The sequence below is a fragment of the Actinophytocola sp. genome, from assembly GCF_035942955.1.
In the GTDB taxonomy this organism is placed as follows: Bacteria; Actinomycetota; Actinomycetes; order Mycobacteriales; family Pseudonocardiaceae; genus DASYTH01.
On record NZ_DASZCQ010000104.1, the window covers coordinates 1 to 3632 of the forward strand.

Sequence of the window (3632 nt, forward strand, 5' to 3'; positions counted from 1 at the left end):
AGCCCGTTCAGCTCGAGCAGCCGGGCGCGGAAGGCCGGATCCGGGGCGCCGGCCGGGGCGGCCGCGGCGCCGTTGCCATCCACAGAGGACTGTTGCGATGGGGGCGGTTCCCCGCCGGGACCGGGGCCGTCGGGCTCGTCCTCCGGCGGGCCCGGATCGGCGTGCTCGGCGGCATCCTTGAGCGCCTGCTGGAGCCGGTCCTCGTCGATCCCCGGCTCGTCGAACGGATCGCGGCGCCTGCGGTGTGGAAGGGCGAGCCGGGCGGCCACCTCGACGTCGCGCTCGTCGACCGAGCCGGCTTCCCGCCACGCCGCGTGCGCCACCGCGGTGCGCGCGAGCACCAGGTCCGCGCGCATACCGTCCACTTCGAACGATGCGCACAGGGCGGCGATCCGGCGCAGCTCGCCGTCGGACAGCCGCACTCCGGGCAGCGCCGCGCGGGCCCGGACGATCCGCGCGGCCAGCTCGGCGTCCGATGTGGACCATCGTGCGGCGAAGGACTCCCGGTCGGACTCGTAGGCCAGCCGCCGCCGGATCACCTCGGCCCGGGTGTCCACGTCGCGCGCGGCGGACACCTCGACGGTGAGCCCGAACCGGTCGAGCAGCTGCGGCCGCAGCTCGCCCTCCTCCGGATTCATGGTGCCCACCAACAGAAACGACGCGGCGTGCGAGACCGAGACGCCGTCGCGCTCGACGTAGGCCCGGCCCATCGCGGCCGCGTCCAGCAGCAGGTCGACCAGGTGGTCGTGCAGCAGGTTGACCTCGTCGACGTACAGCACGCCGCGGTGCGCCGCGCAGAGCAGGCCGGGCTGGTAGGTGCTGACTCCGGCGGTCAGCGCCCGCTCGAGGTCGAGCGACCCCAGCAGCCGGTCCTCCGTGGCGCCGACCGGCAGCTCGACCAGCCGGGCCGGCCGGCGTGTCGCAACGGGCGAATCGTGCGGGGCGTCCGGGCACCCGGGATCGGGAGCGGCCGGGTCGCAGCTGAACCGGCACCGCTCGATGATCTCCACGTCGGACAGCAGAGCGGCGAGCCCGCGCACGATCGTGGACTTCGCCGTGCCCTTCTCGCCGCGCACCAGCACCCCGCCGATCGCCGGGTGCACGGCGTTGAGCAGGAGGGCGAGTCGCAGATCGTCGTGGCCGACGATGGCGGAGAACGGGTAGCTCGCTGGCATCCGCTGTCCTTCCCCGGGTCCGCGCCCGAGTCGAGGAGGCAGGGGCCGAGTGTCTGACTCCCGGATCGCTCCGGTCACAGTGGCGGGACCGCACCAGACTCACACTGGTTTCCTCGGGTTCCCTGCGTTGCCGTCCCCCGCATCGTGTCAGACGGTGGGAACCCTGTCGATTACCGTGCAGCCCGTGGTGACCGTGGTAGGGATCGGGGCGGACGGCTGGGCCGGGCTGGCGCCGCCGGCGCGCGCGGCGTTGGCCGAGGCGGAGGTGCTGATCGGCAGCGCCCGGCAGCTCGCGCTGGTGGAGTCGGATGCGATCAAGGTCACCTGGCCGTTGCCGATGCTGCCGGCGATTCCCGGGCTGCTTGCCGAGCACGCCGGACGCCGGGTGTGCGTGCTGGCCAGCGGCGACCCGATGCTCTACGGGGTGGGATCGACGCTGGCCCGGCTGCTCGGACCGGAACGGCTGCGGGTCATCCCGCACGTGTCGGCCGTGTCGTTGGCCTGCGCCCGGCTCGGCTGGGCGGTTCACGAGGTGGAGGTGGTCAGGTCCGTCGAAGCGCTTCGACGCGACGTGCTGCCCGGCCGGCGGTTGGTGGTGCTGAGCGCCGATGGCTCGACGCCGGACGCGGTCGCGAAGTCGTTGATGGATTGGGGTTTCGGGCCCAGCCGGCTGACCGTGCTCGAGGAGCTGGGCGGGCCGGGGGAGCGGCGGCGCGACGGCACGGCGGCGTCCTGGGAACCGGCGCAGGTCGGTGCGCTCAACCTGGTCGCGGTGGACTGCCGGGCGGCCGCCGATACGGTGGTGCTCGGCCGTGGGCCTGGGCTGCCGGACGAGGCGTTCGAGCACGACGGCCAGCTCACCAAGCGCGAGGTGCGGGCGGTCACGCTGGCCGCGCTCGGCCCGCTGCCCGGTGAGCTGCTCTGGGACGTCGGCGCCGGCTCGGGCAGCGTCGGCATCGAGTGGATGCGCTCCGACCGCGGCTGCCGGGCGATTGCCGTCGAGCACGACGATGAGCGGGCCGAACGGATCGGCCGGAACGCGAAAGCCCTTGGCGTGCCTGGACTTCGGGTGGTGCGTGGGCGGGCGCCCGCGGCGCTGGAAGGCCTGCCCGCGCCGGACGCGATCTTCGTCGGTGGCGGCCTGACGGCCGACGGCCTGCTCGACGCGTGCTTGGCCGCGCTGCCGGCGGGCGGACGGCTGGTGGCCAACGCGGTCACGCTGCAGTCCGAGGCGGTGCTCACCGCCTGGCAGGGCAGCGTGGGCGGCACGCTGACCAGGATCGAGATCAGCCGGGCGGCGCCTGTCGGTGGGTTCACCGGCTGGCGGCCGATGATGCCGGTGACCCAATGGATGGTGAGGCGATCATGACCGTGCACTTCGTCGGCGCCGGCCCCGGCGCGGCCGACCTGATCACCGTGCGAGGCGCGCGGCTGATCGCGTCCGCGCCGGTGTGCCTGTACGCGGGCAGCCTGGTGCCGGCCGAGCTGCTCGAGCACTGTCCGCCGGGCGCGCGGCTGGTGGACACCGCCGACCTGACCCTCGACGAGATCGTCGCCGAGCTCGTCGAAGCGCATCGACGGGGCGACGACGTGGTACGGCTGCACTCCGGCGACCCGTCGGTGTTCAGCGCGGTGGCCGAGCAGGCGCGCCGGCTGGACGCGCTCGGGATTCCCTACGACATCGTGCCGGGGGTGCCGGCGTTCGCGGCCGCGGCGGCCACGCTCAAGCGGGAGCTGACCGTGCCCGGCGTCGGGCAGACCGTGGTGCTGACCAGGATCGCCGCCCGTGCCACGCCCATGCCCCCCGGCGAGGACCTGGGCACGCTCGGTCGAAGCGGTTCGACGATGGTGCTCCACCTTGCCGTGCAACGCATCGACGAGGTCGTGGCCGAGCTGATCCCGAGCTACGGGCCGGACTGCCCGGTGGCGGTGGTCGCCTGCGCCTCCCGGCCCGACGAGGTCGTGCTGCGCGGCACCCTCGCCGACATCGCCGGCAAGGTGCACGCGGCCGGCGTGAAGCGGACCGCGGTGATCATCGTCGGGGCGGTGCTCACCGCCGAGGGGTTCACCGGCAGCCACCTGTACTCGGCGGACCGCGTGCGACCGGGCCGATGACGCTCCGCTGCGTGCTGATCCTCGGCGGCACGGCCGAGGCACGCGCGCTGGCCGCCGCGCTCGCCACCCGCCCCGGCCTGCGCGTGGTGTCCACATTGGCCGGACGGGTGCGCGAGCCCAGCCTGCCGGCCGGGGAGGTCCGCGTCGGCGGGTTCGGCGGTCCCGGCGGCCTCGCCAGGTGGCTGCGCGACGAGCACGTCGATGCGATCATCGACGCCACCCACCCGTTCGCCGAGCGGATCAGCGGGTCGGCCGCGACCGCGGCCCGCCGCACCGGCATCCCCCTCCTCCTGCTCCGCCGCCCCGGCTGGACCCAGGCGCCCGGCGACGACTGGCGCCGGG

Annotated in this window: 4 protein-coding genes and 1 riboswitch; of the genes, 3 read left to right on the forward strand and 1 reads right to left on the reverse strand. The window is 74.7% G+C overall.

Annotated features, from left to right (window positions below; genetic code table 11):
- A partial coding sequence (locus tag VGX25_RS10575; protein WP_326917469.1) for an ATP-binding protein occupies positions 1–1175 on the reverse strand: 1175 nt, incomplete at its 3' end.
- Positions 1176–1201: 26 nt separating this feature from the next.
- Positions 1202–1329: riboswitch (cobalamin riboswitch) on the reverse strand.
- A gap of 30 nt (positions 1330–1359) precedes the next feature.
- On the opposite strand from VGX25_RS10575, the gene cbiE reads away from it, so the two are divergent.
- From cbiE to VGX25_RS10590, 3 genes are all read left to right on the forward strand, one after another.
- Positions 1360–2544 carry a precorrin-6y C5,15-methyltransferase (decarboxylating) subunit CbiE gene (gene cbiE, locus VGX25_RS10580; protein ID WP_326917470.1) on the forward strand — a complete coding sequence of 395 codons (1185 nt, stop codon included), beginning with the start codon at positions 1360–1362 and terminating at the stop codon, positions 2542–2544.
- Entirely contained in the window at positions 2541–3290 is a 750-nt protein-coding gene (cobM, locus tag VGX25_RS10585; RefSeq protein ID WP_326917471.1) for a precorrin-4 C(11)-methyltransferase, read from the forward strand. Before cbiE ends, cobM begins: the two co-directional genes overlap by 4 nt.
- Positions 3287–3632, forward strand: a 346-nt coding sequence (locus VGX25_RS10590) for a precorrin-6A/cobalt-precorrin-6A reductase (RefSeq protein WP_326917472.1), incomplete at its 3' end; no start/stop codon positions are given. The genes cobM and VGX25_RS10590, both read left to right, overlap by 4 nt.

Excerpts from the sequence above, each read along its gene's own strand:
- cobM (WP_326917471.1), top strand. The coding sequence starts at position 2,541 with ATGACCGTGCACTTCGTCGGCGCCGGCCCCGGCGCGGCCGACCTGATC.